The organism is Mycobacterium sp. E183, from assembly GCF_001667735.1.
Classification (GTDB): Bacteria; Actinomycetota; Actinomycetes; order Mycobacteriales; family Mycobacteriaceae; genus Mycobacterium.
The window spans coordinates 1-870 of sequence record NZ_LZJN01000154.1 but is presented as its reverse complement, the minus strand read 5'-3'; the positions used below and the strand labels follow the sequence as shown (position 1 = coordinate 870).

The window sequence follows — 870 nt, the reverse complement described above, 5'->3', positions numbered from 1 at the left end:
ACCCGCGACACCCGGAAGTAGTGCCCGGTGCTGCTGTCGGTGCACGTCATGCCCGACGGCTCGCTGTCGCAGGTGATCGTGCCCGCGGACTGGGTCTGGCCGTAGTCGAGGGTCGGCTCGCCGGCGAAGCGCAGGGTGTCGCCGTGGCAGTGGATGGCGGCCGGCTCGCCCAGGTTCAACACGAAGCGGTTGCCCCAGGCGAGATGCTTGCCGCACTCCGGTGGCGGCGGTGGCTGGTAGTCGAAGTCGCTGATGTCGCACGCCACACCGAAGCCGCCCAGGACGCAGTAGATGTTGCCGGACGGCGATTGAAAGTTCTGGGTGTCCGCGTGCGCGGTCGCCGGCATCACGGTGGCGGCCGCGACCGTCGCGGCGGCGACAGCGAGGGTCCTCATCATTTGCTGAGCGTAAGCCTGTGCGCCGGTGGACCGGACCGATAATCCCGAAATGAGTTTGCGCGGGGGCCTTCACCTGGCCGCCCAAAAGGATTACAACGTCATCATGAAGGCATCAATGGTCGCCGCGGTTCCGCTCCTGGCGGCCGCGACCGCGGTGGGCCCGGCGCACGCGGACCCGCTCTACCACTTCCAGTCGCCCTCGGGCGACGTCACCTGCGTGATGGCGGCTTTCGGTGGAGATGCGCCCCGCGCGTCCTGCGGCGTCATCGACCCCACCTACGTGATGCCGCCCCGCCCGCAGTCCTGCATGGGGGCCTTCGGCGACCAAGTCGACATCGTGCAGGGCAGCTCGCCGGCGATGGCCTGCCACACGGACACCACCCGCGGAGCCGGGCTGCCGACGCTGCAAGCCGGCGACACCCGTTCCGTGGCTTCGCTCACCTGCAAGGGCGAACCCGCCGCCGTCACCTGC

General features: G+C 69.5%; 2 protein-coding genes. One reads left to right on the top strand and one right to left on the bottom strand.

The window, feature by feature from the left end; genetic code table 11:
• On the bottom strand, positions 1 to 398 hold a 398-nt coding region (locus A5691_RS17685; RefSeq protein ID WP_068266730.1), incomplete at its 3' end, for a DUF6636 domain-containing protein.
• Between the two features lie 49 nt (positions 399 to 447).
• Here A5691_RS17685 and A5691_RS17680 point away from each other — a divergent pair.
• The coding region (locus tag A5691_RS17680) for a hypothetical protein (protein ID WP_156675605.1) at positions 448 to 870 on the top strand (423 nt) is incomplete at its 3' end.